Annotated in this window: 21 protein-coding genes; 15 read left to right on the top strand and 6 right to left on the bottom strand. The window is 72.9% G+C overall.

Annotated features, from left to right (window positions below; all coding sequences use genetic code 11):
* The first annotated feature begins 130 nt into the window (after positions 1-130).
* The 7 genes from rhaI to ACH4S8_RS01605 all read left to right on the top strand — a co-directional run bounded on the left by rhaI (position 131) and on the right by ACH4S8_RS01605 (position 9,241).
* Positions 131-1,291: an L-rhamnose isomerase gene (rhaI, locus tag ACH4S8_RS01635; RefSeq protein ID WP_398389839.1), complete on the top strand. Its 1,161-nt coding sequence runs from the start codon at positions 131-133 to the stop codon at positions 1,289-1,291.
* A 294-nt stretch (positions 1,292-1,585) separates the two neighbouring features.
* Positions 1,586-3,625 (top strand): bifunctional aldolase/short-chain dehydrogenase, encoded by a 2,040-nt coding sequence (locus tag ACH4S8_RS01630; protein WP_398389837.1) that lies wholly within the window; start codon positions 1,586-1,588, stop codon positions 3,623-3,625.
* Between the two features lie 5 nt (positions 3,626-3,630).
* A complete protein-coding gene (locus ACH4S8_RS01625) occupies positions 3,631-5,121 on the top strand; it encodes a rhamnulokinase family protein (protein ID WP_398389835.1) in 1,491 nt (496 codons plus the stop codon).
* Between the two features lie 222 nt (positions 5,122-5,343).
* Positions 5,344-6,099, top strand: coding sequence for a (Fe-S)-binding protein (locus ACH4S8_RS01620; protein ID WP_398389833.1), 756 nt, complete (start codon positions 5,344-5,346; stop codon positions 6,097-6,099).
* A complete protein-coding gene (locus tag ACH4S8_RS01615) occupies positions 6,096-7,574 on the top strand; it encodes a LutB/LldF family L-lactate oxidation iron-sulfur protein (RefSeq protein WP_398389831.1) in 1,479 nt (492 codons plus the stop codon). Before ACH4S8_RS01620 ends, ACH4S8_RS01615 begins: the two co-directional genes overlap by 4 nt.
* A complete protein-coding gene (locus tag ACH4S8_RS01610; RefSeq protein ID WP_398389830.1) occupies positions 7,571-8,239 on the top strand; it encodes a lactate utilization protein C in 669 nt (222 codons plus the stop codon). The genes ACH4S8_RS01615 and ACH4S8_RS01610 overlap by 4 nt, the downstream gene beginning before the upstream one ends.
* A gap of 192 nt (positions 8,240-8,431) precedes the next feature.
* Positions 8,432-9,241 (top strand): hypothetical protein, encoded by an 810-nt coding sequence (locus ACH4S8_RS01605; protein WP_398389829.1) that lies wholly within the window; start codon positions 8,432-8,434, stop codon positions 9,239-9,241.
* A gap of 99 nt (positions 9,242-9,340) precedes the next feature.
* Here ACH4S8_RS01605 and ACH4S8_RS01600 read toward each other — a convergent pair whose 3' ends face one another.
* Entirely contained in the window at positions 9,341-10,306 is a 966-nt protein-coding gene (locus ACH4S8_RS01600; protein WP_398389828.1) for a pirin family protein, read from the bottom strand.
* Between the two features lie 294 nt (positions 10,307-10,600).
* Here ACH4S8_RS01600 and ACH4S8_RS01595 point away from each other — a divergent pair, with 294 nt between their 5' ends.
* The 3 genes from ACH4S8_RS01595 (at position 10,601) to ACH4S8_RS01585 (ending at position 12,039) form a co-directional block, all read left to right on the top strand.
* Positions 10,601-11,146: a MarR family winged helix-turn-helix transcriptional regulator gene (locus ACH4S8_RS01595; protein WP_398389827.1), complete on the top strand. Its 546-nt coding sequence runs from the start codon at positions 10,601-10,603 to the stop codon at positions 11,144-11,146.
* The gene (locus ACH4S8_RS01590) at positions 11,143-11,583 is read left to right on the top strand and encodes a MarR family winged helix-turn-helix transcriptional regulator (protein ID WP_398389826.1); all 441 of its coding nucleotides are present in this window, start codon (positions 11,143-11,145) and stop codon (positions 11,581-11,583) included. Before ACH4S8_RS01595 ends, ACH4S8_RS01590 begins: the two co-directional genes overlap by 4 nt.
* 108 nt (positions 11,584-11,691) lie before the next feature.
* On the top strand, positions 11,692-12,039 hold the full coding sequence (locus ACH4S8_RS01585) for a tetratricopeptide repeat protein (protein WP_398389824.1): 348 nt from the start codon (positions 11,692-11,694) through the stop codon (positions 12,037-12,039).
* A gap of 221 nt (positions 12,040-12,260) precedes the next feature.
* Here the strand turns inward: ACH4S8_RS01585 and ACH4S8_RS01580 are convergent, their stop codons facing one another.
* Entirely contained in the window at positions 12,261-13,589 is a 1,329-nt protein-coding gene (locus ACH4S8_RS01580) for a VanZ family protein (protein ID WP_398389823.1), read from the bottom strand.
* 152 nt (positions 13,590-13,741) lie between these two features.
* Here ACH4S8_RS01580 and ACH4S8_RS01575 point away from each other — a divergent pair, with 152 nt between their 5' ends.
* Both ACH4S8_RS01575 and ACH4S8_RS01570 read left to right on the top strand, forming a co-directional pair.
* The gene (locus ACH4S8_RS01575; RefSeq protein ID WP_398389821.1) at positions 13,742-14,401 is read left to right on the top strand and encodes a peptide deformylase; all 660 of its coding nucleotides are present in this window, start codon (positions 13,742-13,744) and stop codon (positions 14,399-14,401) included.
* 226 nt (positions 14,402-14,627) lie between these two features.
* Complete coding sequence (locus ACH4S8_RS01570; RefSeq protein ID WP_398389819.1) at positions 14,628-16,214, top strand: ABC-F family ATP-binding cassette domain-containing protein; 1,587 nt, start codon at positions 14,628-14,630, stop codon at positions 16,212-16,214.
* A gap of 284 nt (positions 16,215-16,498) precedes the next feature.
* Here ACH4S8_RS01570 and ACH4S8_RS01565 read toward each other — a convergent pair whose 3' ends face one another.
* Entirely contained in the window at positions 16,499-17,932 is a 1,434-nt protein-coding gene (locus ACH4S8_RS01565; RefSeq protein ID WP_398389817.1) for a dihydrolipoyl dehydrogenase family protein, read from the bottom strand.
* Between the two features lie 119 nt (positions 17,933-18,051).
* Between ACH4S8_RS01565 and trxA the strand changes: the two genes are divergently transcribed.
* Positions 18,052-18,429, top strand: a complete 378-nt coding sequence (trxA, locus tag ACH4S8_RS01560) for a thioredoxin (RefSeq protein ID WP_398389816.1) — start codon at positions 18,052-18,054, stop codon at positions 18,427-18,429.
* A 209-nt stretch (positions 18,430-18,638) separates the two neighbouring features.
* Here trxA and ACH4S8_RS01555 read toward each other — a convergent pair whose 3' ends face one another.
* The 3 genes from ACH4S8_RS01555 to ACH4S8_RS01545 form a co-directional block, all read right to left on the bottom strand.
* On the bottom strand, positions 18,639-20,075 hold the full coding sequence (locus ACH4S8_RS01555) for an aldehyde dehydrogenase family protein (protein WP_398389814.1): 1,437 nt from the start codon (positions 20,073-20,075) through the stop codon (positions 18,639-18,641).
* A 17-nt stretch (positions 20,076-20,092) separates the two neighbouring features.
* Complete coding sequence (locus ACH4S8_RS01550; RefSeq protein ID WP_398389812.1) at positions 20,093-21,304, bottom strand: 4-hydroxybenzoate 3-monooxygenase; 1,212 nt, start codon at positions 21,302-21,304, stop codon at positions 20,093-20,095.
* A 158-nt stretch (positions 21,305-21,462) separates the two neighbouring features.
* Positions 21,463-22,497 carry a LacI family DNA-binding transcriptional regulator gene (locus ACH4S8_RS01545; protein ID WP_398389810.1) on the bottom strand — a complete coding sequence of 345 codons (1,035 nt, stop codon included), beginning with the start codon at positions 22,495-22,497 and terminating at the stop codon, positions 21,463-21,465.
* Between the two features lie 168 nt (positions 22,498-22,665).
* Here ACH4S8_RS01545 and ACH4S8_RS01540 point away from each other — a divergent pair, with 168 nt between their 5' ends.
* Positions 22,666-24,090, top strand: coding sequence for an amidase (locus tag ACH4S8_RS01540; RefSeq protein ID WP_398389809.1), 1,425 nt, complete (start codon positions 22,666-22,668; stop codon positions 24,088-24,090).
* A gap of 26 nt (positions 24,091-24,116) precedes the next feature.
* Positions 24,117-24,335: a hypothetical protein gene (locus ACH4S8_RS01535; RefSeq protein ID WP_398389808.1), complete on the top strand. Its 219-nt coding sequence runs from the start codon at positions 24,117-24,119 to the stop codon at positions 24,333-24,335.
* Positions 24,336-24,566 lie beyond the last annotated feature (231 nt).

The following is a 24,566-nucleotide window of genomic DNA, read 5'->3' as shown; positions in this document are numbered from 1 at the left end:
AGGATCACGGTGATCGACTCGCGCCGGAGGGGTTGACAGCCCTTCGGGGTGCTCATAACTTCGCTGCTGAATCGTTTCAGACCTGTCCATTCAGAAATGCTGTCGCAGCCGAAGTCGTAGGAGCCTTGAAGTGACCGAGTCCGCCGCGGTGAAGGCCGCGCTCAAGACCCAGGCCGTCGAGACGCCGTCGTGGGCGTACGGGAACTCGGGAACCCGGTTCAAGGTGTTCGCGCAGCCGGGTGTCCCCCGGACCCCCCAGGAGAAACTGGACGACGCGGCCAAGGTGCACGAGTTCACCGGCGCGGCGCCGACCGTCGCCCTGCACATCCCCTGGGACAGGACCGACGACTACGCGGCGCTCGCCAAGCACGCGGAGGAGCGCAGTCTGAAGCTGGGCGCGATCAACTCCAACACCTTCCAGGACGACGACTACCGGCTCGGCTCCGTCTGCCACCCGGACGCGGCGGTGCGCCGCAAGGCCGTCGGCCACCTCCTCGAATGCGTCGACATCATGGACGCGACGGGTTCGAGGGACCTGAAGCTGTGGTTCGCCGACGGGACGAACTATCCCGGCCAGGACGACCTCCGCGCACGCCAGGACCGGCTGGCGGAGGCTCTCGCGCAGGTCTACGAACGGCTCGGCGACGACCAGCGGATGCTGCTGGAGTACAAGTTCTTCGAGCCCGCCTTCTACGCGACCGACGTCCCCGACTGGGGCACCGCGTACGCGCACTGCCTCAAGCTCGGCCCCAAGGCGCAGGTCGTGGTCGACACCGGCCACCACGCACCCGGCACCAACATCGAGTTCATCGTCGCCACGCTGCTGCGCGAGAACAAGCTCGGCGCCTTCGACTTCAACTCCCGCTTCTACGCCGACGACGACCTGATGGTGGGCGCGGCCGACCCCTTCCAGCTGTTCCGGATCATGTACGAGGTGATCCGCGGCGGCGGCTTCACCCCGGACGTCGCCTTCATGCTCGACCAGTGCCACAACATCGAGGCGAAGATCCCCGCGATCATCCGGTCCGTGATGAACGTCCAGGAGGCCACGGCCAAGGCCCTCCTCGTCGACGGCGCGGCGCTCGCCGAGGCACAGCGGAGCGGGGACGTGCTGGCCGCGAACGCGGTGCTGATGGACGCCTACAACACGGACGTACGTCCGCTGCTCGCCGAGGTCCGCACCGAGCTGGGGCTCGACCCCGACCCCGTGGCCGCGTACCACCGGTCCGGTTACGCGGAGCGGATCGCCGCGGAGCGGGTCGGGGGGACCCAGGCGGGGTGGGGGGCCTAGCCCTCTCGGGGCCCGCTCGCCGGGGGACGAGTCCCCCGGCGGGGCCGGGCCGGGCTCGCCGTGTCGCGTCTGCCCCACTCGGCGAGCCGCGGGCCGCGGGGTTCGCCGTGGCCGGTCGCGCAGTTCCCCGCGCCCCTGACCGGCGTTCCTCCTCCCTCTCTTCGCCGCGAGCCCGCACCGCGTCTGCCCCACGCGGTGGTACGCGGGCCGCGTGTCCCGTCGGGGCCGGTCGCGCAGTTCCCCGCGCCCCTTACGGGGCACTCCTCCCCCTCTCTCTTTCAAAGGACCTGGAACATGGCACCCCATCCCGAAGCCGCCGCTCTGCTGGCCCGGTCCCACCGGCTCGGCGCGGATCCCCGCAACACCAACTACGCGGGCGGCAACGCCTCCGCGAAGGGCACCGACACCGACCCCGTGACCGGCGGTGACGTGGAGCTGATGTGGGTGAAGGGGTCCGGCGGGGACCTCGGCACCCTCACCGAGGGCGGACTCGCGGTGCTGCGGCTCGACCGGCTGCGGGCGATGACCGCGGTGTACCCGGGTGTCGAGCGCGAGGACGAGATGGTCGCCGCGTTCGACTACTGCCTGCACGGAAAGGGCGGCGCCGCGCCGTCCATCGACACGGCGATGCACGGGCTCGTCGACGCCCCGCACGTCGACCATCTGCACCCCGACTCGGGGATCGCGCTCGCCTGCGCGGCCGACGGGGAGAAGCTGACCGCCGAGTGCTTCGGCGACCGTGTCGTGTGGGTCCCCTGGCGCCGGCCCGGATTCCAGCTGGGGCTGGACATCGCGGCGGTCAAGGAGGCCAACCCGCAGGCCGTCGGCTGTGTCCTGGGCGGCCACGGCATCACCGCGTGGGGCGCCACCGCCGAGGAGTGCGAGCGCAACTCGCTGTACGTCATCCGCACCGCCGAGGCCTTCCTCGCCGAACGAGGGAAGGCGGAGCCGTTCGGGCCGGTCGTCCAGGGGTACGAGGCTCTCGCCCCGCGGGAGCGCCGTGAGCGGGCCGCCGCGCTGGCCCCTCACGTCCGGGCCGTCGCCTCCCAGGACCGCCCGCAGGTGGGCCACTTCACCGACTCCGACGAGGTGCTCGACTTCCTCTCCCGCGCCGGACACGGACGGCTCGCGGCCCTCGGCACCTCGTGCCCGGACCACTTCCTGCGCACCAAGGTCAGGCCGCTCGTGCTCGACCTTCCGCCGGCCGCCTCCCTCGACGAAGCGGTCGCCCGCCTCGGGGAGCTGCACGCCGAGTACCGCGTGGAGTACGCCGCCTACTACGAGCGGCACGCGCTGCCCGACTCCCCCGCGATGCGCGGCGCGGACCCGGCGATCGTGCTGGTCCCCGGCGTCGGCATGTTCTCCTTCGGCAAGGACAAGCAGACGGCACGGGTGGCGGGCGAGTTCTACGTCAACGCCATCAACGTGATGCGCGGGGCCGAGGCCGTCTCGACGTACGCGCCGATCGAGGAGACGGAGAAGTTCCGCATCGAGTACTGGGCCCTGGAGGAGGCCAAGCTCCGGCGGATGCCGAAGCCCAAGCCCCTCGCCACCCGCGTCGCCCTGGTCACGGGTGCGGGCAGCGGGATCGGCCGGGCTGTCGCGGAACGGCTGGTGGCCGAGGGCGCGTGCGTCGTCGTCGCGGACCTGAACGCCGAGGGCGCCGAGCGGGTGGCCGCCGAACTCGGCGGTCCCGACAAGGCCGTCGCCGTCGGCGTGGACGTCACCTCCGAGGAACAGATCGCCGAGGCCTTCCGGGCCGCGGTACTGGCCTTCGGCGGTGTCGACCTGGTGGTCAACAACGCGGGCATCTCCATCTCCAAGCCGCTGCTGGAGACCACCGCGAGGGACTGGGACCTCCAGCACGACATCATGGCGCGCGGCTCCTTCCTCGTCTCGCGCGAGGCGGCCCGGGTCATGATCACGCAGAAGCTGGGCGGCGACATCGTCTACATCGCGTCCAAGAACGCGGTGTTCGCGGGCCCGAACAACATCGCCTACTCCGCGACCAAGGCCGACCAGGCTCACCAAGTACGTCTGCTGGCAGCGGAGTTGGGTGAGCACGGCATCCGGGTCAACGGGGTCAACCCGGACGGCGTCGTGCGCGGGTCGGGCATCTTCGCGGGCGGCTGGGGCGCGCAGCGGGCGGCGACGTACGGCATCGAGGAGGAGAAGCTCGGCGAGTTCTACGCCCGGCGGACCATCCTCAAGCGCGAGGTGCTGCCGGAGCACGTCGCGGGTGCCGTGTTCGCCCTGACGGGCGGGGACCTGACGCACACGACGGGTCTGCACATCCCGGTCGACGCCGGCGTGGCCGCCGCTTTCCTGCGATGACGCCGATGAGCCACCCGAACCCCTCCGCCGCGCGCACCTCACCCGCGCGCACCGCCCCGGTGCGCACCTACGCCGCCGTCGACCTCGGCGCGTCCAGCGGGCGCGTCATGGTCGGCCGCGTCGGCCCGGACACGCTCGGCCTGACCGAGGCGCACCGCTTCCCGAACCGGCCGGTCCGCGTCCCCGAGGGACTGCGCTGGGACGTCCTCGGGCTGTACGCGGGTGTCCTCGACGGACTGCGCGCGGCGGGGCAGGTCGACTCCGTCGGCATCGACAGCTGGGCGGTGGACTACGGCCTGCTGGACGCGGACGGAGCGCTGCTCGGCAACCCGGTGCACTACCGCGACGCCCGCACCGAGGGTATTGCGGAGAAGGTGTGGTCGAGTGTGCCCGCCGCCGAGCTGTACGCGGCCACGGGGCTCCAGTACGCGCCCTTCAACACCCTGTACCAGCTGACGGCGGCCCGCGGTTCTACCCAACTCGCCTCTGCCAGACATCTGTTGCTGGTCCCTGATCTGCTGGCGTACTGGCTCACGGGTGAACTGGGCACCGAGCTCACGAACGCCTCCACCACACAGCTGATCGATCCGAGGACCCGCGACTGGTCGTACGGCCTCGCGGAGCGGCTCGGGATCGACCTGGGGCTGTTCCCGCCGCTGCGCCGGCCCGGCGACCCGGCCGGAACCCTGCTGCCGCGGGTGCTGGAGGAGACCGGGACGACCGGCCCGGTGTCCGTGACGACGGTCGGCTCGCACGACACGGCCTCCGCGGTGGCCGCCGTTCCCGCGACCGGAGAGCGGTTCGCCTACATCTGCACCGGCACCTGGTCCCTGGCGGGCCTGGAACTGGACGCTCCCGTCCTCACCGAGGCGAGCCGGGCCGCCAACTTCACCAACGAACTGGGCCTGGACGGCACGGTCCGCTATCTGCGCAACATCATGGGCCTGTGGCTGCTCCAGGAGTGCGTACGGGAGTGGGGCCACCCCGATCTGGGTGAACTCCTCACGGCCGCCGCCGAGGTGGCGCCGCTGCGGTCCGTCGTGGACGCGGGCGACGCGGCGTTCCTCGCGCCGGGCCGGATGCCGTCGCGGATCGCGGACGCCTGCCGCGCCACGGGGCAGCCGGTGCCCGAGTCCCGCGCCGAGATCACCCGCTGCATCCTCGACTCCCTCGCACTCGCACACCGACGCGCGATCGAGCAGGCCCAGTCCCTGGCCGGCCGTCCGGTCGACGTCGTGCACATCGTCGGCGGCGGCACCCGCAACGAGTTGCTGTGCCGGCTCACCGCCGACGCCTGCGGACTGCCGGTCGTCGCGGGTCCGGCGGAGGCGGCCGCGCTCGGCAACGTCCTCGTCCAGGCACGGGCGGACGGGCTGGTCGGCGACCGTGCCGAGATGCGCGCACTGGTCGCGCGCACCCAGCCGCTCCGCCGCTACGAACCGCGGGGCGGCACGGCGCCGTGGCGCGCGGCCGAGGCGAGGCTCGGCACACCGTGAAGCACCCGGCGCGACGCGATCCGAGAACCCGTCCGACGTGGACCCGTTCGCAGTGGACCTGTCCGACGTGGACCCGTTCGCAGTGAACCTGTCCGTAGCGAATCCGTCCGCAGTGGAGCACGCGGTGTGGCGCACCGCCCGGACGGCGGGCGCGCGCCTCCTTCCCGGGGCGCGCCCGCCACGTACCCTGCAACCGTCCACGACCGACCCCGAGGAGCCGCGATGCGTGTCGCCCTGTTCCTGACCTGTGTCAACGACACGCTGTATCCGGACACCGGCCGTGCCGTGGTGGACCTGCTGACGCGACTGGGCGTCGAGGTCGACTTCCCTATGGGGCAGACCTGTTGCGGCCAGGCCCACTACAACACCGGCTACCGTCACGAGGCCGAACCGCTCGCCCGGCGTTTCGCCGAGGTGTTCGGGGAGTACGAGGCGATCGTGACGCCGTCCGGATCGTGCGGGGCGATGGTGCGGGAGCTGTATCCGCGGATGGGTGAACGGGCCCGCGCGGAGGGACGCGGTGACACGCTGGCCCGGACCCTGGCACCGGTCGTGCCGAGGACGTACGAGCTGACCGAGTTCCTGGTCGACGTCCTCGGTGTGACGGACGTCGGCGCGTACTACCCGCACACGGTGACCTACCACCCCACCTGTCACGGGCTGCGCGGTCTGGGACTGGGCGACCGGCCGCGCCTACTGCTCCAGGCCGTCAGGGGACTTGAGCTGCGGGAGCTGCCCGGCGCCGAGGAGTGCTGCGGCTTCGGCGGCACCTTCGCCCTCAAGAACGCCGACGTCTCCGCGGCGATGGGCGCCGACAAGGTGCGAGGCGCCGAGTCGACGGGTGCCGAGGTGCTGTGCGCCGCGGACAACTCGTGCCTGATGCACATCGGCGGCACGATGGCCCGCCTCAGGACGCGGATGCGGCCCGTGCACATCGCGGAGATCCTGGCGAGCACGGCAGAGGAGCCGAAGGCATGAGCGGAACGTTCGTCGGTATGCCGGCCTTCCCGAAGGCGGCGCACGAGGCGGTCAACGACGCGACCCTGCGCGGGAATCTGCGCCACGCCACCCACACCATCCGCGCCAAGCGCGCCAAAGCCGTCGCCGAGGTGTCCGACTGGGCGGAACTGCGTGAGGCGGGCAAGCGCATCAAGGACCACACACTCCGTCATCTCGACCGGTATCTCGTGCAGTTGGAGGAGTCGGTGACCGCCGCCGGTGGCGTCGTGCACTGGGCCGCCGACGCCGAGGAGGCCAACCGCATCGTCACGGAGCTGGTCAGGGCGACCGGCGAGAGCGAGGTCGTCAAGGTCAAGTCGATGGCCACGCAGGAGATCGGGCTCAACGAGGCGCTGGAGACCGCGGGCGTCCACGCGTACGAGACCGATCTCGCCGAGCTCATCGTGCAGTTGGGAAAGGACCGGCCGTCGCACATCCTCGTCCCGGCGATCCACCGCAACCGCGGCGAGATCCGGGACATCTTCGTCCGCGAGATGGGCGCCTGGGGCCGGGCGGCACCCGAGGGACTCACCGACACGCCCGCCGAACTGGCGGAGGCGGCGCGCCTGCATCTGCGCGAGAAGTTCCTGCGCGCCAGGGTCGGCATCTCCGGCGCCAACTTCATGGTCGCCGAGACCGGCACCCTCGTGGTCGTCGAGTCCGAGGGCAACGGCCGGATGTGCCTGACGCTCCCCGAGACCCTGATCTCGGTCGTCGGCATCGAGAAGATCGTCCCGACCTGGCGGGACCTGGAGGTGTTCCTCCAGACCCTGCCCCGCTCCTCGACGGCCGAGCGCATGAACCCGTACACCTCGATGTGGACGGGCACCACGGACGGGGACGGGCCCCGGACCTTCCATCTGGTCCTGCTGGACAACGGGCGCACCGACACGCTCGCCGACGAGGTCGGACGCCAGGCGCTGCGCTGCATCCGCTGCTCGGCGTGTCTCAACGTATGCCCGGTGTACGAGCGGGCGGGCGGACACGCCTACGGCTCGGTCTACCCGGGCCCGATCGGCGCGATCCTCAGTCCCCAACTCCGGGGAACCGGGAGCGAGATCGATGCCTCCCTGCCGTACGCCTCCTCGCTGTGCGGCGCCTGCTACGAGGTGTGCCCGGTCGCCATCGACATCCCGGAGGTCCTCGTCCACCTGCGGGAGAGGATCGCCCAGGGCGGGCGGGCGACCCGGGACGGCAACACGGTCGTACTGAGGCCGGCCAGGGGACACGCCGCCGAGCGGGCGGCGATGCGCGCGGCGCGCTGGGCGTTCGGGCGCCCCGGCGCCCTGCGTGCCGGTCAGCGGCTGGCGTCGGGGACCCGGCGCTTCCACCCGCGGACCCTGCCGGGCCCCGGCAGGGCGTGGAGCGGGACCCGTGAACTGCCCGTGGTTCCCGCGGAGTCGTTCCGTGTGTGGTGGCAGCGCACGCGGGGCGGAAAGGACATGACGAAGTGAGCAGCAGGGATCTGGTCCTCGGCCGGGTGCGCCGGGCCCTCGCGGACGTTCCCCGGGACGACGGCACGCTCCCCGAGCGGGACCCCGGGTACGAGCAGGCCGTCGGCCGGAGGTATCTGCGCGAGCACGGTACGCGGACCGTCGCGGAGACGGTGGACCTGCTCGCGGAGAACCTGGCGGACTACCGGGCGATCGTGCACCGCGCCACCGAGGACGAACTGCCGTACGTCGTCATGCGGTTGCTCGCCGCACGCAGATCCCGGCGCGTGCTCGTGCCCCCGGGACTCCCGCCCGCGTGGATGTCGGCGGCGGATCCCGCCCGGGTCCACGACCGGGCCGCGAGCACGCCCCGCGAACTCGACGAGGTGGAGAGCGTGGTGACCGGCTGCGCCGTCGCCGTCGCCGAGACCGGCACGATCGTCCTCGACGGCGGCCCGGACCAGGGCCGCCGCCGGATCACCCTGATCCCGGACCACCACATCTGTGTCGTCCGGGTCCCCGGCCAGGTGGTGGCGTCCGTCCCCCAGGCACTGGAACGCCTGGACCCGGCGCGCCCGCTGACCTGGATCTCCGGCCCGTCCGCCACCAGCGACATCGAGCTGGACCGGGTGGAGGGGGTGCACGGTCCGCGCACGCTGGAGGTGGTGCTGCTGGGCGAGGGGTGAGAGCACGGCCGGCAGGCCGTCCATGACCCCCCTTCGTATCATCGCGATCATGGCGCCGACCAGGCATTCCGTCGGGCCGTTCAGGTTGCGTTCAGGCTCGGCGCGGCTCTTGGCAAGTCCTGCTCCAGAAGCGTCCAAGCCATGGCAAAGCCCTCTGTGACGCGGGGGGTCGGGCGTGTCATGGTGCCGCGCATGAGCACCGAGCACGTCACCCGTCACTCCCCGCCCGTCACGTCCGCCGCCGTCCTGGCGAGCAAGGTCCCGGAAGTCACCCTGTACTTCTGGGTGATCAAGGTTTTGACCACCGGCATGGGTGAGACGGCCTCCGACTTCCTGGCCCACGTGCTCGGGCCGATTCCCGCCGTGGGGCTCGGCGGCCTGGCCTTCGCGGCCTCCCTGGTGCTCCAGTTCGCCGTACGCCGCTACGTCGCCTGGATCTACTGGACCGCGGTCGTCATGGTGAGCGTGTTCGGCACGATGGCCGCCGACATCCTCCATGTCGGCCTCGGCGTTCCGTACCTGATCTCCACGCCGCTCTTCCTGGTCGTGCTGGGCGCCGTGTTCGCCGTCTGGTACGCCAGTGAGCGCACGCTCTCCATCCACAGCATCCGCACCCGCCGCCGCGAGGTCTTCTACTGGGCCACCGTGCTCGCCACGTTCGCGCTCGGCACCGCGGCCGGAGACCTCTCCGCCACGATCGGCCTCGGCTACCTGGGCTCGGCCGTCCTGTACGCCGTCGCCATCGCGGTCCCGGCCATCGCCCACAGGTGGGGCGCCCTGAACGCGGTCGCCGCGTTCTGGACCGCGTACGTCATCACGCGCCCGCTCGGCGCGTCGGTCGCCGACTGGATGGCGCTCGGCCACGCCCGCGGCGGTCTCGGGCTCGGCCTCGGCCCGGTCACCGCCTCCTGGACCGTCGCCATCGTCGGCTTCGTCGCCTACCTGGCCCTGTCCCGGCGCGACGTCCAGAACGGCCCGGTGGACGCGGCCCCGGGCCTCTGACCGGACACGCAGGACCCCCGCCGTCTGCCTCGGCCCGCCCCGGGCCGGGGCAGACGGCGTCTCCGCTCAGCGTTCAAGGTCCGGCCCGTTCCGGCCCGGTCAGCGCACCCTTCCGCGCGGCTTCAGCGGCAGCGGCGGCAGTTCCGGGGCGGACAGCGGCGCCCCGTCGTACCCCTTCACCTCGCCGAAGCGCGCACCCTTGGCCCAGTCCTCGCGGGCCTGTTCGATCTCCTCCTGGGTGCGGCCGATGAAGTTCCACCACATGATCAGCTCCTCGTCGAACGGCTCACCGCCCAGCAGCATGAGCCCGGCGTCGCTCGTGGCGCGCAGCGGGAGCTCGGTACGGCCGCAGCCGAGGTAGAGCATGGAGCCGGGGAGCACCGGTACGCCGTCGACCTGGGCCTCGCCGGACATGACGAGGACGGCGTACTCGAAGTCGGGCTCCAGCGGCAGGCGTACGTCCGCGCCGCTGGTCAGGGCGAGGTCGGCGCCGACGATCGGTGTGTACGTCGTACCGGGCGAGGCCGTGCCGTCGAGCGTGCCCAGCAGGAGCGTGGCCCGCAGGCCGGGAGCGGTGACGACGGGCAGTTCGGCGTGGTGTTCGAAGTGCGGGTCGGTGTGCCGGTGGCTGTCCGGCAGCGCGACCCAGAGCTGGGCACCGTGCAGCAGCCGGGAGTGGGCGCGGGGGCTCTCCTCGGAGTGGCTGATGGCGCGGCCCGAGGTCATGAGGCCGAGTTCGCGGGGGCGGATCGTCTGCAGGCTGCCCGTGGAGTCGCGGTGCAGTACCTCGCCCTCGTGCAGCCAGCTCACGGTCTGCAGGCCCATGTGCGGGTGCGGCGGGACCTGCATGCCGGGCTCGTCGGCGATGTCGTCGGGCCCGTAGTGATCGACGAAGCACCACGCGCCGACCATGCGCCGGCCCAGGTTGGGCAGCAGACGGCGGACCTCGGTCGACTCACCGAGCTTGACCCGCCGGGGGCTGAGGAGTTCGCGCACCGGCTCGGCCACCACGAACCCGCGGCCGCCGCAGGGGGCGGGAACCGACTCCCGATCAAGATTGCTCATGGCGCACAACCTAGCCCCGCCGGAGGCCTCTCGTCAGTCCATCGATCCGCCCATTGGGGGGCACTTGGCTCAGAACCGGCGTGGCGGCCGGGTCGCCCGGCCGCCGGACCCGTGCGCCACGGCCGGGCCGTTCGGGGTCGAGCCGAAGTCGTAGCTCGCGGCTCGCGGCTCGTAGCTCGCGGCTCGCGGCTCGCGGCTCGCGGCTCGCGGCTCGCGGCTCGCGGCTCGCGGCTCGCGGCTCGCGGCTCGCGGAAACAGTAGCCATGTACATAGTAGCCATGTACTGTTTCTTGCATGAGTTCAGCGAAGTCGGTCACCGAGAACGCGACGCCCGGGTTCCTCGTCTGGCGCCTGTCGATGAAGTGGCGTGTCGCGGTGGACCGGGCCGTGGGCCCGCTGGGCCTGACGCACGCGCAGTACTCGCTGGTGGCGTCGCTGTACAGCATGCACCGGGCCGGGGAGCACCCCAGCCAGCGCCGACTCGCCGACCACACCGGCCTCGAGCCGCTCTACGTCTCGAAACTGGCTCGCTCCCTGGAGGCGGCCGGCCTTCTCGACCGCGCCCGGGATCCGGCGGACCCCCGGGCGGTGCGGCTGACCCTCACCGACGAGGGGCGCACGGTCACCCTCCGCGCCATCACCGTGGTCCAGGGCCTGCTGGAGCAGCTGCTCGAACCCCTGGGCGGGCTCGGCGGCCAGCGCACACGGGCGTTCAGCCGCGAGCTGGCCGTCCTGCTCGACGTACCGCTCGATCCGCACACCGGAGCCGCGCCGCGGTCCGGCGAGGCTTCACCACCTTCCGATCCTTCCGAAGAGGTTCCACCCGAGGAGTGGTCATGAGTACCCCTGTTCCCCCTGTCAACGGCCAGGTCATCGGCCTCGCCCACTACGCGAGCCGCGCAGCCCTGGAGCGGGTGCTGGCCCGCAGCGGCACCACCTTCGAGCAGTCGGTGGCCCTGCGGGCCGTGTCCGACAACGGCGGGACCGCCGAGCGGGCGCGGGTCGCCGACCGGCTCACCGCCGGTCTGAAGATCGACGGGTCGGCGGCCCTGCGAACCGTCGAGGAGCTGACGGCCCGAGGACTCCTGGCGAAGCCGACGCCCGGGCAGGTGTCCCTGACGAACGCCGGCCGGGAGCTGTTCGCGTCGATCCGCGCCGCGGGCGACGCGATCGCGGCCCGGGTGTACGCCGGAATCCCGGCCGAGGACCTGGCCGCCGCCGGGCGCGTGCTGGCCCTGGTGACGGAGCGGGCCGACGCGGAACTCGCCGAGGCGTAAACGGCGCGGGGCGCGGCCGGGCACCCCGGAGCCGCACCCCACCCACCCGACCGCTTGTGGAATATTCAACCAATCCCCCTGGTTGTGGCCCGTCGAAGGAGGTCAGCGGTGGACATGACGTACTACGACCACGGGACGGCCGCGGAGCGCTGGGAGCGGGGGCGGATGTTCTTCGAGGCCAAGGACTACGCCGCGGCGGCGCGCGTCCTGGGCGGACTGGTCGAGGAGGTGCCGGAGCAGACCGGACCCCGGCTGCTGCTGGCGCGCTCCTACTACCACTCGGCCCAACTGCGCCGAGCCGAGACCGAGTTGCGCACCATCGTGGAGCGCGACCCGGTCGAGCACTACGCCCGCCTGATGCTGGGCCGCACCCTCCAGCGCCTCGGCCGCCCCGACGAGGCGGCGTCCCACCTGCGGATCGCGTCCGCACTCGGGGGCGAGTTCCAGGAGGTTTGATCCGGTCCGGAACCGATGATCGCGGACCCGACCGCGACGATCTCGGGTCCGGGGCTCCGTCGAAAGGGCCGGCCACGGACGTGGCCGGCCCTTTCACGTCCGTCCGGCCCACCCGGCGATCGCCGCGTCGGGCGGATCCCCTCCGGGGCCCGGGTGACGCGCTCGCGGTCACGGGAGCCGCACACCCCGAGAGGCGTCGCCCGGCACGGCATCAGGGGCCGTCAGATGACGAATGTTTCGCCGGTGACTGCGTCCACCAGCATCCCGCCCGGCGCACACTCCGGATCCTGTTCGCACGCCTCGTCGGAAACGGAGAGGACCCACCAGATGCGATAGGGGTCGCCGTGCCGCTTGAGCTGGTCGGCCTTGAGCACCTGGACATGAACCGGATCAGCGGCGCTCGCGTGGACCCGGCGTCTGACCAGTCGCTCCGCTTCGCCCGCCCCGATGAGCTTGCCGGGCACGGGCACCCGCTTCGGCCCGAAGTCGACCGAGAGCCGGGACACCCGGCCCACCCGGTCGATCTGCACGTCGAGGCTGCGCGGCATCACCACGCCGTGGCTGGTGAAACGCCACCTCGTGATCCAGCCCGTCCCGGCCTTCTCGCCGACGGCACCGGTGCGGTGGGAGGCGGCGGCAGCCCAGGGATAGTGGGCACGCATGTACCTGTCGGCGATCAGGTAGGCATCGCGTGCGTCGTGCGGGGTGCGCGCGCCGGACACGGGAAAGGCATCCGGGTCGGGCCGGCTGGAGTCGTCGAACCGAACAGCGAGTCGACGAGCTCCGGGCCACATCAACTCCGCGTACGTCGCGCCACCGAGACTGATGTCCATCCACCCGTTGTAACCGTCGAGCCCGGGGCTGACCTGGGTGTGCCCGATGCGGTAATGATCCCCGAACGCCTGCCGGACGACCCGTCCGGCCTCACGCATCTCGCTGTCCGACGCATCGCGGACGGTGGATCCGTCCACGTGGTCGAGTGTCACCAGCGTCTCGGTGCAGACGATCCCCATGACCGCGACGAGCGCGCTCACCAGCGCGACGGGACGAGCCCAGGCCGACCGGGCGACACGGCCCCGGACAACGGCGATGCCCACCGCGAGACCGATCACCCCACCCGCCACGTTCATCTCCACGTCCGCGCTGTCGCAGATCCCCGAGACGAAGGGAGCGACGGCCTGGGCGAGTTCGATCACGCAGGGCAGCAGCACGACCCCCGCGAGCACGGGCAGGACACGGCGCAGCGCGAGGATGCCGAACAGGCCCAGCGGAATGCACATGGCGAGATTCCACAGACCCTGGGTGGTGTGCAGCGGCTCGGTGATCTGGTGGTTGATCACACACTCGCGCACGCTCCCGGTCCCGCCGGCCCGGAGCGCCAGCGTCACCCCCACGACGCCCGTGACGAAGAACCCGAGCGGCGCGTACCAACCGGCGTGCCGGCCACGTCTCAGGCGTGCTCCACGCCACGCGAGGACGCCGACCACGATCCCGGCGACGGCAAGGGCCGGCAGGAACCACGGATCGTCACCGAATACTGCGTCGAACACACTCTCACACTCACCTTCACCGCACAGCGCGCCTCTTTTGGAACAAGATGGTTCGTACGTCCCACGAGTGACGCCGCATCAGAGTGCGGAAAGACACAGGGCTCCGCCCGCGCCGCCTCGATCGCCCCGGTCCGGCTTGGCATCCTGGCGGGATGGCATCCGAACCTGACCGCAGCGTCCCGCGCATCGCCCTGAGCGACCTGGTCGAAGAACTCCTCGGTCACGAGGGTCCGTTGCCGATCGTCGCGGCCGGTGACCCCGTGCTGCGCCGGGGCACGGAGCCGTTCGACGGGCAACTGGACCCGGACCTGCTGGCCCGGTTCGTCGCCGCCCTGCGCGCCACGATGCACGCGGCACCGGGCGTCGGCCTCGCCGCGCCCCAGGTCGGCGTGCCGCTGCGGATCGCCGTCATCGAGGACCCGGCGCCGGTCTCGGACGAGGTGCGTCTCGTACGCGGGCGGGTGCCTCAGCCGTTCCGGGTGCTGGTCAATCCGTCGTACGACGGGATCGGTCCGGGGCGGGCGGCGTTCTTCGAGGGGTGCCTCAGCGTTCCGGGCTGGCAGGCGGTGGTGGCCCGGCACGCGGAGGTACGCCTGAAGGCGCTCGACGAACACGGACGCGCTGTCGACGAGGTGTTCAGCGGCTGGCCCGCCCGCATCGTCCAGCACGAGACGGACCACCTGGACGGCATGCTCTACCTCGACCGCGCGGAGCTGCGCTCGCTGTCCTCGAACCAGGCGACGGCGGAACTCTGGTCCCAGCCGACACCGGAACGGGCGGCCGAATTCCTGGGCTTCACCCTGCCCGGCTGACGCCCGAGTCCGGGCTCGACCGCGGCCCCGGCCTCGGACTCGGCCCCGCTCGGCGCGGCACCCGGCCGGGAAGGCCCCCAGGTCCGCCCGGCCGGTAATTCGGAGGCGCCCCGCCCCCGGCTCCGCTAGCCTGCGGGCATGTCTACGCCCCGCGTCTCTTAGCTCCAGGACCCGCTTCCACGCCACCCGTGTGTCCTGAGCCGATTGACTTCTGGAGCGTTTTCCCATGATCACCGTTCGCGGTGCCGACGTGCGCGCCGGCGCCCGTCTGCTGCTCTCCGGCATCTCCTTCACCGTCTCCTCCGGCGACCGTGTCGGCCTGGTCGGCCGTAACGGCGCCGGCAAGACCACCCTGCTGAGCATCCTCGCGGGGCTGCAGCGTCCCGCCGCCGGTTCCGTCTCCCGTACCGGGTCCGTCGGTCACCTCGCGCAGGACCCGGCCGCGGCCGACCCCGCGGTGACGGTCACCGCCCGGATCCTGTCGGCCCGGGGTCTCGACCGTGCCGTACGGGCCCTGCGGGCGGCGGAGACCGCGATGGCCGACGGATCCGAGCGTGCGATGAACGCCTACGCGCGCGCCGAGGCCGAGTTCCAGGCGCGTGGCGGGTACGCGGCCGAGGCCGAGGCGGCCCGGGTCGCCGCCGGTCTCGGTCTGCCGGCCCGGGTGCTGGACCAGCCGATCGGCACCCTGTCCGGCGGGCAGCGGCGGCGCGTCGAACTGGCCCGCATCCTGTTCGCCGACGACGGCGTCCTGCTCCTCGACGAGCCGACGAACCATCTGGACGCCGACTCGGTCGTCTGGCTGCGCGGGTTCCTGGCGAGCCGTCGGGCGGGGCTCGTCCTCATCAGCCACGACACCTCCCTGCTGGCCGACGTGGTCAACCGCGTCTTCCATCTGGACCCGCACCGCGCCACGCTCGACATCCACAACACCGGCTGGGCGGCCTACCTCGCCCAGCGCGACGCCGACGAGCGACGGCGGGACCGGGAACGGGCGAACGCCGAGCGGAAGGCGGCGGCGCTGCACGCCCAGGCCGACAAGATGCGCTCGCACGTGGCGACGTCCGTGGCCGCCCGGAACATGGACCGCCGCGCCGACCGTCTGCTCGCCGGGCTCGAACCGGTCCGGCGGACGGAGAAGGTGGCCCGGATCCGGCTGCCCGAACCGGCCCCGTGCGGACGGATGCCGCTCGGCGCGGTCGCGCTGGCCAAGTCGTACGGCGATCTGCGCGTCCTCGGGGGCGTCGACCTCGCCGTCGACCGGGGCAGCCGGCTGGTGATCCTCGGGCCGAACGGCTCGGGCAAGACCACCCTGCTGCGACTGCTCGCCGGTCACGACGATCCGGACAGCGGGCGCGTGGTGCGCGGGCACGGGCTGCGCCTCGGCTACTTCGCACAGGAACACGACACGCTGGACCCCGCCGGTACGGTCCGCGACCACCTCGCCGCGTCCGCGCCGCATCTCGGTGACGGCGAGGTGCGGCGGGTGCTCGGCTCGTTCCTGTTCACCGGCGACGACACCGACAAGCGGGTCGGGGTGCTCTCCGGGGGCGAGAAGACCCGGCTCGCCCTGGCGGGGCTCGTCCACTCGGGCGCGAACGTGCTCCTCCTGGACGAGCCCACCAACAACCTCGACCCTGCCTCCCGCGCCGAGGTCCTGGCCGCGGTGGCCACCTACCCCGGAGCGCTCGTCATGGTCACCCACGACGAGGGCGCCGTCGACGCCCTGCGCCCGGACCGGGTGCTGCTGCTCCCGGACGCGGACGAGGACCTGTGGAGCGAGGAGTACCGGGAGCTGGTGACCCTGGCCTGACGCGGGCCGCGGGCGGGGCCGCCGCGTGGCCGGACACCGGCCGCACGGCGGGCCCGCCCGCACCGGTCGCAGGCGGCCCCTCCTCCGACGTCCCGGCGCAGCGGGCCCGCCTCGCCTCCAGCCGTACGCCGGTCGTCCGCCGGTCGTGGACAGTCGTACGCCGGCGCGCGGACGGCGCGTGACACCGCGCCCGTCATACCGGTCCGCAAGCCCCGGACCGCTCGGGCGCGCGGCCCCGGCACCCGGCCGGAGTCCCGCGCGGCAAGCGGTCCCGTGCCCCGCGCTCACGCGTCCCGGTACGCCTCCAGGAGCCTCAGCCAGACCTCGCTGACCGTCGGGTAGGACGGGACGGCGTGCCACAGGCGGTCGACGGGCACCTGGCCCACGACGGCGATGGTCGCGGAGTGGATGAGTTCACCGACGCCGGGGCCGACCAGGGTGAGGCCGAGGACGATCTCGCGGTCGAGGTCGACGACCATGCGGGCCTTGCCGCGGTAGCCGTCCGCGTACAGGCCGGCACCGGCCACCGACGCCATGTCGACGTCCACGGCCCGGACCCGGTGGCCGGCCCGCTCGGCCTCCGCGAGGGAGAGGCCCACGGCCGCCGCCTCCGGGTCGGTGAAGACGCACTGCGGGACGGACGCGTGGTCGGCGGTCGCGGAGTGCGCGCCCCAGGGGCCCGTCTCCAGCAGCGGCGCTCCCGCGGCGCGGGCGGCGATGGCGGCACCCGCGATCCGGGCCTGGTACTTGCCCTGGTGGGTGAGCAGCGCGCGGTGGTTGACGTCGCCGACCGCGTAGAGCCATTCGCTGCCGACGGCCCGGAGGCTGTCGTCGACCTCGATCCACGTGCCCGGCTCCAGGCCGACCGTCTCGAGGCCGATGTCGTCGGTGTGCGGCACGCGGCCGGTCGCGAACAGGATCTCGTCGGCCTCGACCCGATCACCGGTGTCCGTGAGGGCGACCACCGTGGAGCCCTCGCGCGAGACGGCGGTCACCGAGGTGCCGGTGCGCACGTCCGCGCCCGCCTCGGCCAGTGCCTCGGCGACCAGTTCCCCGGCGAAGGGCTCCATGCGGGGCAGCAGTCCCTTGCCGCGCACCAGGAGGGTGACCTGTGAGCCGAGCGCCTGCCAGGCCGTGGCCATCTCGGCGGCGACGACACCGCCGCCCACCACGATCAGCCGTCCGGGGACGGCGTGCGCGCTGGTGGCGTCGCGGCTCGTCCACGGCTTGACCTGGGCGAGGCCCGGCAGGTCGGGGAGCTGGGCGCGGGTGCCGGTGCAGACGGCGACCGCGTGCCGGGCGGTCAGCAGGCGCCGTTCGCCGTCGGGCCCGTCGACCGTCACGGTGCGTGGTCCGGCGAGCCGCCCGTGTCCACGGTGGAAGTCGGCGCCGATGCCGTCCAGCCAGGCGAGCTGGCCGTCGTCCTTCCAGTCCGAGGTGAACCAGTCACGGTGGGCGAGGACCGCGGAGGCGTCGAGGGGACCTTGTACGGCGGCGGACAGGCCGGGTACGCGGCGGGCGTCGGCGCGGGCGATGGCCGGGCGGAGGAGGGCCTTGCTGGGCATGCACGCCCAGTACGAGCACTCGCCGCCGACCAGTTCGCTCTCCACGACCGCGGTGGACAGGCCGGCGGCGCGGGCGCGGTCGGCGACGTTCTCCCCCACGGGTCCGGCACCGAGCACCACGACGTCGTAGGCGATGGATTCCGTTTCCGTCATGGGGCCAGTCTGGTTGCCGGCGCGCGCCGTGGCCACACGGGTACGGGCCCGGAATAGGCACCCGGCGGGTGGCGTTGTGCTGATCGGCATGACCCGGACACGAGGAAGAGGGAAGTCGAATGAGCAGCACCGTTGAGCTCACCAAGGAGAACTTCGACCAGACGGTCACGGACAACGAGTTCGTCCTGATCGACTTCTGGGCCTCCTGGTGCGGGCCGTGCCGCCAGTTCGCCCCGGTCTACGAGAAGGCCGCCGAGGCCAACCCCGACCTGGTGTTCGCCAAGGTCGACACGGAGGCGCAGCCGGAGCTCGCGGCCGCGTTCGACATCCAGTCGATCCCGACCCTGATGATCGTCCGCGACCAGGTCGCGATCTTCGCCCAGCCCGGCGCGCTGCCCGCCGCCGCTCTGGACGACGTCATCGGGCAGGCCCGGAAGCTGGACATGGACGAGGTGCGCAAGTCGGTCGCGGCCCAGCAGGCCAAGAACGCCGAATAGGCCCGGGACACCGAGCGGCCGAGGAACGCGGGCGGGTCCTGGGCCGGGGTGCGGCTCACCTGCCCCCCTGACCCGGGGCGCTCGATCCCCGGAACCCCGGCGCTCGGGCCCGGGACTTCGACCGCTCGGGCCCGGGACTTCGGCCCGCAAGGCCGAAAGCCAGGGCCCCGGCCCACGCGCCAGGCCCGGAGGCCAGGGGCTCGGAGGCTCTAGAACGGGTAGCCCGCCACGTCCCCGCGCACCGTCGTCCACCGCAGGTCGGTAAAGGCATCCAGGTTCGCCTCGCCGCCGAAACGCGCCCCGGTGCCGGAGGCGGCGGTACCGCCGAAAGGGGCGACGGCCTCGTCGTTGACGGTCTGGTCGTTGATGTGCGCGATTCCGGTCGGGATGCGCTCGGCCAGGCCGAGGCCGCGGGCGGTGTCCCGGGTGACGATGCCCAGCGAGAGGCCGTACGGTCCCGTCGCGGCCAGGGCCGCCGCCTCGTCGAGGCTGCCGAAGGAGCGGACCGGCGCGACCGGGCCGAAGACCTCCTCCGCGTACGCGGGGGTCGTGTCGTCGACCCCGGCGAGCACGGTCGGCCGGTAGAAGAGCCGCTCGTGCGTGCCGCCCGCCGCCAGCTTCGCGCCGTTCGCGGTGCTGGACTCCACCAGCCCCCGGATCTTGGCGAGTTGGGCCTCGTCGATGACGGGCCCGAGGTGCACCTGCTCGCGGTGCGGGTCGCCGACGGCCAGTGAGTCGGCCTTGGCGGCGAGCCGTTCGACGTACTCCTCGTACAGCGAGGTGTGGACCAGGTGGCGGCCGGTCGTCATGCAGATCTGGCCCTGGTGGAAGAAGGAGCCCCAGGCCGCCGTGGAGATCACCGCGTCGAGATCGGCGTCCTCCAGGACGATCAGGACGGAGTTCCCGCCCAACTCCAGGTGTGCGCGCTTGAGATGACGGCCGGCCGCCTCACCGACCGCGCGCCCCGCGGCGGTCGAGCCGGTGAAGGAGATGACCGGGACCAGCGGGTCGGCGACCAGGGCCTTGCCAGCCCCGGGCCCGCCGGGCACGACCTGGAGCAGCCCGTCCGGCAGGCCCGCGGCGGCGAAGACGGCCGCGAGCGCGAGGCCGCCGCACACGGCCGTGCGCGGATCCGGCTTCAGGACGACGCCGTTGCCGAGCGCGAGCGCCGGGGCGACCGAACGGATCGAGAGGATGAGCGGCGCGTTGAAGGGGGCGATCACGCCCACGACCCCGACCGGGACGCGCCGTGTGTACGACAGCCGCGGGGCCTCCGACGGCAGGACCTGGCCCGTCGGACGGGAGGCGAGGGCGGCCGCCTCGTAGCACTCCTGGGCGGCCACGTGCAGTTCGAAGTCCGCCTTGCCGGGGATGGAGCCCGACTCCCGCACGATCCAGTCGCGCAGTTCGTCGGCGTGCTCGGCGAACAGGTCGCCCGCCCGGCGCAGTACGGCGGCGCGGACGAAGTGCGGGGCCGCGGCCCACTCGGTCTGGGCGGCGCGGGCGGTCCGCGCGGCCGTCGCAATGTCCTCGGCGCCGGCGAGGGTGAGGGTGCCGAGGCCCTCGCCGGTGGCGGGCTCGGTGACGGTGTACTCATCGCCCAGGAGGGGGCGGGGCTGCCAGGTCGTGGGGTCGAGCAGTGGCATGTCGGCTCTCCGATCGTTCACTGATCACCAGCGGGACTCGGCGGCCCTGCGGCCGGGGGCAGCGGAAGTCCCGTGTAGTTCGCGGCCAGTTCGGCGGCGGCGGAGCGGGACGCCGTGATCCGGCGCAGTCGCGCGAGCTGTATCCGGTGTTCGAAGGCGTCCCCATCTGGTTGAGCGTGCAACATTCTAGTCATGTCGTACGAGAAACGCGTCGCCTGCCACACCCGTTCCAGGGCCAACTCCGAGTAGCCGTCCAGGAGTTCGGAAGACCCGGAGTGGTGCAGCTCGGCGAATCCGCGCGCCAGGAGCCGTACGTCGGACACCGCGAGGTTGAGCCCCTTGGCCCCCGTCGGCGGCACGACGTGGGCGGCGTCCCCGGCCAGGAAAAGCCGCCCGTGGCGCATCGGCTCGTGGACCCAACTGCGCATGGGAGTGACCGACTTGTCGGTCACGGGCCCGCGTTCCAGCCGCCAGTCCGCGTCGACCGCGAAGCGCGCGGCCAGTTCGTCCCAGACGCGCTCGTCGGGCCAGTCGCCGGTGTCGGTGCCGTTCGGGACCTGGAGGTAGAGCCGGGACACCGACGGGGAGCGCATGCTGTGCAGGGCGAAGCCGCCGGCACCCCGGGCGTAGATCAACTCCTCGCAGGAGGGCGGTACATCGGCGAGGATGCCGAGCCAGGAGTACGGGTAGTCGTGTGCGTACGTACGGCCCGTCCCGGCCGGGAACGCGGCGCGCGCGACGCCGTGGCCGCCGTCGCAGCCCACCACCCAGTCACAGGTCAGTGTCCGCTCGCGCCCCTCGTGCGTGAATCGTACGGCGGGCGAGACGCTCTCCGGATGCTCCACGACGAGCGCCTCGGCCTCGAACAACAGGGGTGGCCCGTCAGCGAGTTGGAGAGCGACCAGGTCCTTCACGATCTCCGTCTGGGCGTAGATCGTGACGGTCCGGCCGCCGGTGAGCCCGGGGAAGTCGACGTGGTGGCGCTCCCGCTCGAAGCGCAGCTCGATCCCGTGGTGGACCAGGCCCTCGGCGTCCAGCCGCGCGCCCGCTCCGCACGCGCGCAGGACGTCGACCGTGCCCTGCTCCAGCATGCCGGCCCGCTGGCGCCGCTCGACGTACGCGCGGGTCCTGCTCTCCAGGACGACGCAGTCGATCCCCGTCCGGTGCAGCAGCCGGGCCAGCAGGAGCCCGGCCGGCCCCGCGCCGATGATGCCGACGGTGGTCCGCATGTCATGCCTCCGCTGTCCGATGCCGCCGGGGCCGGGCTCCGGCACCGAGTCCCGGCCCGGCCCGGCCCGGTCGGAAACCGTCCCGGCCGCGCACGGGCCGGGCGGACAGGCCCGGTGCCGCGCCGGGGCGAGCGCGCCCGTCGCGGAACCAGCCTCTCTCAGCTCGACTCCCGGTGCACGACGCGTGCACCCAGAACCTCGTGCGTCTCGGGTCCGGCACCCGGCTCACGGACCACCCGGTCGACCAGTTCGGCCAGGTCACGGCCGGAGGGCAGGTCGAGGTGCACGGTGCTCAGCCGGGGCCTGAGCAGCCGGCCGAGCATGAGGTCGTCGGCGCCGACGACGGCGGTCTCGTCGGGCACGGCGACGCCTTCGTCCTGAAGGGCGCGCATGAGCAGCATCGCGTACTCGTCGTTGTACCCGAAGACGGCGTCGAGGCCGAGGGCGGGCCAGCGCGCCGCCAGCCGGGCGGCGGCCTCCTCCTCGTACGCCAGCGGCAGTTCGGTCACCGTCGCGTCCGTGCCGCTCAGGGCCCGCCGGACGCCGTCGAGGCGGGGCCTGGAGAAGATCTCCAGGCCGCTCTCCTCGGGCATCACCACACCGATGCGGCGGCGGCCCCGGGACAGCAGATGGACACCCGCGCAGTGGCCGACCCGATCGTGATTCATGAGCAACGCGTGGGCGCCCTCGACCCGTTCGGGGCCCAGGGTGACCACGGCACGGGCGCCGGCCCGCTTGAGGACGGCCACGCCCTGGGCTCCGAGGCCGCTGCCGGGCACCAGGACGGCGGCCGGGCGCAGCTCGGCCCAGGCGCGGGCGGCCTCGTCCCCGCACAGGCCGACACTGCCGTACTGCACGACGGTGTAGTCGAGCCGGCCGAGCGCCGACTGGAGTTCGGCGAAGAACCGGTGGTAGAGCGGGCCCACGGGGACGGCCGGGGCGGGCATCAGGACCATGCGGCTGTGTCCGGCGCGCAGACTGCGGGCGGCCGCGTGCGGAACGTACCCGAGTTCCTCCGCGGCCTCGCGGACCCGGCGCCGGGTGGGTTCGCTGATCCGGACGGCGCTGGCGTTGTTCAGGACGTACGAGACGGTCGCGCGGGAGACACCCGCGAGGCGTGCCACGTCGGCACTGGTCGGTACGGGCCGTCGTACGGGCGCCGGCTGGGCGGACTGTTTCGGTATCTGCACCATGACGCGAGGCATCCTTGCAGAGGGCCGGGGCGCCGCCTCGCGCAGGGCACCCGATCGACTCCCCCGTTGACGGAACTCCCGCTTCCGTAAAGGAGGTTGATGGTCCTGTATCGCCGCGCCCACCCAGAGGTTACCGTTCGGTAGACAACCGCTTCGGAGGTGACCCGGATGGCTCCCGACCGTGCCCCAGGACTGACGGAGAGCGCGCGTGCGCTGGCCGCGGGTGAGGTGACTTCGCGCGAGCTGGTCGAGCGGGCGCTCGCCCGGATCGAGGCCGCCCGGCCCACCGTGAACGCCTTCCGGCTGGTACGCACCGAGGCCGCGCTCGCGGAGGCCGACGCGGCGGACGAGGAACTCGCGGCGGGCGGGCGGCGGCCCCTGCTCGGGGTACCGGTCGCGGTCAAGGACGACATGGACGTGGCGGGCGAGCCGACCGCGTTCGGCTGCCCCGGGGACTTCCCGCCGGTGGCCGAGGACGGCGAGGCGGTCCGCCGGCTGCGCGCGGCCGGGGCCGTCGTGGTCGGCAAGACCAACGCCTGCGAGCTGGGCCAGTGGCCCTTCACCGAGGGCCCGGCCTTCGGCGCGACCCGCAACCCCTGGCACCACGGGCACACCCCGGGCGGTTCGTCCGGCGGTTCCGCCGCCGCCGTGGCCGCGGGCCTGGTGCCCGCGGCGCTGGGCTCGGACGGGGCGGGCTCCGTGCGCATCCCGGCCGCCTGGACCCATCTGGTCGGCATCAAGCCGCAGCGCGGCCGGATCTCGACCTGGCCGCGCCCGGAGTCCTTCCAGGGCATCACGGTCAACGGCACGCTCGCCCGCACCGTCGCGGACGCGGCCCTGCTGCTGGACGCGGCGAGCGGCAGCCACGCGGGCGATCTGCATCGCCCCGCCACGCTGCGCGTCAGCGACGCCGTGGGCCGCGATCCGGGCCGGCTGCGCATCGCGCTGTCGCTGAAACCGCCCTTCACCGCGCTGCCCGCGCGGCTCGATCCCGCCGTACGGGCGAAGGTCCTGGCACTCGCGGAGCGGCTCGCCGCGCTCGGGCACACGGTCGAGGAGGCCGACCCGCGCTACGGGCCTATCGGGCTCACGTTCGTCCCGCGCGCCACGGCAGGCATCGCCGAACACGTGCGCGCCGTGCCGTTCCCCGAACTCCTCGACCGGCGCACCCACGGCGCGGCGCGCCTCGGCCGGCTGCTCGGCGGTGCGCCGCTGCGGGTGGCCCGCCGGGCCGAGGTGGGGCTGCAGCGGCGCGTCGGCGCGCTCTTCGGCACCTACGACGTGCTGCTCGCCCCGACGACCGCCGCTCCCCCGCCGCGGATCGGCTCGATGCTCGGCCTGAGCGGCGTCCGCACCGACCGCGCCATGATCGCGGCCTGCCCGTATGCCTGGCCGTGGAACGTCCTCGGCTGGCCGGGCGTCAACGTCCCCGCGGGCTTCGTCGGCGAAGGACTCCCGGTCGGCGCGCAGTTGCTCGGCCCGGCGGACAGCGAACCGCTGCTGGTGTCGCTGGCCGCGCAGTTGGAGGCGGACCTTCGCTGGCACGAGCTGTGGCCTCCGCGGGAAGCCGTCGCGGACTCCCCGGCCGCATAGCGGAGTTCGAGCCTTACCCTGTGACCATGGACGATGCCTCGATGGTCGGTTTGATGGGACGGGTCACCGGCACGGTCGGCCCCGGGCTCGTCGGCGAGGTGATCGTCCGGGTGCGTGGCGGTGCCGAGCACTTCCTCGCGTATCCGGCCGCGCCGCAGGACCGCATCGAGCGGGGCACGGTGGTGATGGTGGTGGAGTACCTGCCCCCGCGCACGGTGTACGTCTCGGCCGCGTACGACGGCTGACCGCCCGGCGCGACCACCCGGCTCCGCGAGCGACGGCCGGCGACGACGCCGGTGATCCCCGAACCGGGCAATCCGGCAATCCGGCAATCCGGCAATCCGAGGAAATGACAGGCGAACTCGCCCTGTCCATACGACAGTTGAGCTGCACTCGTCCCAGGTGAGAGCCGTATGCGTCAAGAACGCAACAAGGATTCGCCGAGCTCTGTACCCGCGCGTCGGCGAGGAGCACAC

It is taken from the genome of Streptomyces sp. NPDC021080 (assembly GCF_044333225.1).
Lineage (GTDB): Bacteria > Actinomycetota > Actinomycetes > Streptomycetales > Streptomycetaceae > Streptomyces.
This window is presented reverse-complemented; position numbering and strand designations above follow the sequence as displayed.

Excerpts from the sequence above, each read along its gene's own strand:
- ACH4S8_RS01630 (WP_398389837.1), top strand. The coding sequence starts at position 1,586 with ATGGCACCCCATCCCGAAGCCGCCGCTCTGCTGGCCCGGTCCCACCGG.
- ACH4S8_RS01625 (WP_398389835.1), top strand. The coding sequence starts at position 3,631 with ATGAGCCACCCGAACCCCTCCGCCGCGCGCACCTCACCCGCGCGCACC.
- ACH4S8_RS01620 (WP_398389833.1), top strand. The coding sequence starts at position 5,344 with ATGCGTGTCGCCCTGTTCCTGACCTGTGTCAACGACACGCTGTATCCG.
- ACH4S8_RS01615 (WP_398389831.1), top strand. The coding sequence starts at position 6,096 with ATGAGCGGAACGTTCGTCGGTATGCCGGCCTTCCCGAAGGCGGCGCAC.
- ACH4S8_RS01605 (WP_398389829.1), top strand. The coding sequence starts at position 8,432 with ATGAGCACCGAGCACGTCACCCGTCACTCCCCGCCCGTCACGTCCGCC.
- ACH4S8_RS01600 (WP_398389828.1), bottom strand. The coding sequence starts at position 10,306 with ATGAGCAATCTTGATCGGGAGTCGGTTCCCGCCCCCTGCGGCGGCCGC.
- ACH4S8_RS01595 (WP_398389827.1), top strand. The coding sequence starts at position 10,601 with ATGAGTTCAGCGAAGTCGGTCACCGAGAACGCGACGCCCGGGTTCCTC.
- ACH4S8_RS01590 (WP_398389826.1), top strand. The coding sequence starts at position 11,143 with ATGAGTACCCCTGTTCCCCCTGTCAACGGCCAGGTCATCGGCCTCGCC.
- ACH4S8_RS01575 (WP_398389821.1), top strand. The coding sequence starts at position 13,742 with ATGGCATCCGAACCTGACCGCAGCGTCCCGCGCATCGCCCTGAGCGAC.
- ACH4S8_RS01570 (WP_398389819.1), top strand. The coding sequence starts at position 14,628 with ATGATCACCGTTCGCGGTGCCGACGTGCGCGCCGGCGCCCGTCTGCTG.
- ACH4S8_RS01565 (WP_398389817.1), bottom strand. The coding sequence starts at position 17,932 with ATGACGGAAACGGAATCCATCGCCTACGACGTCGTGGTGCTCGGTGCC.
- trxA (WP_398389816.1), top strand. The coding sequence starts at position 18,052 with ATGAGCAGCACCGTTGAGCTCACCAAGGAGAACTTCGACCAGACGGTC.
- ACH4S8_RS01555 (WP_398389814.1), bottom strand. The coding sequence starts at position 20,075 with ATGCCACTGCTCGACCCCACGACCTGGCAGCCCCGCCCCCTCCTGGGC.
- ACH4S8_RS01550 (WP_398389812.1), bottom strand. The coding sequence starts at position 21,304 with ATGCGGACCACCGTCGGCATCATCGGCGCGGGGCCGGCCGGGCTCCTG.
- ACH4S8_RS01545 (WP_398389810.1), bottom strand. The coding sequence starts at position 22,497 with ATGGTGCAGATACCGAAACAGTCCGCCCAGCCGGCGCCCGTACGACGG.
- ACH4S8_RS01540 (WP_398389809.1), top strand. The coding sequence starts at position 22,666 with ATGGCTCCCGACCGTGCCCCAGGACTGACGGAGAGCGCGCGTGCGCTG.
- ACH4S8_RS01535 (WP_398389808.1), top strand. The coding sequence starts at position 24,117 with ATGGACGATGCCTCGATGGTCGGTTTGATGGGACGGGTCACCGGCACG.